Below are 267 nucleotides of genomic sequence, written 5' to 3'. Positions count from 1 at the left end.
GTTCAAAACTTCTGAATCCATAGGCATTTCGCTTGAGTACCTTCGTTGAGTTGTTTATCCCCTCTAAAAAACCATTAGAGTAGTTGTAGACAAAACTATTCAGGATTTCTGTCTGCCAATTCTGGAAGGTCCCAATAAGGTTCACCATCTCAGGGATGCCAGAGGATTTTAGTGACTCATAGAAGAGCTTCAGCTCTTCCTTTACCACACTTATTTCATTTGTTCCAATTTCTTTCGCTTTTGAAAACCACTTCCGGTATTCTTCCT

Annotated in this window: 1 protein-coding gene; it reads right to left on the bottom strand. The window is 39.7% G+C overall.

Annotation, left to right across the window (positions count from 1 at the left end; genetic code table 11):
• Window positions 1-267: transposase (locus M3182_RS25895; RefSeq protein WP_251560690.1), on the bottom strand; the 267-nt coding region annotated here is incomplete at both ends.

Origin of the sequence: Mesobacillus maritimus (assembly GCF_023715205.1) — a bacterium.
In the GTDB taxonomy this organism is placed as follows: Bacteria; Bacillota; Bacilli; order Bacillales; family Cytobacillaceae; genus Mesobacillus_B; species Mesobacillus_B maritimus_C.
The sequence above is the reverse complement of the archived record's forward strand: the minus strand, read 5'-3'. Positions and strand labels throughout refer to the sequence as shown.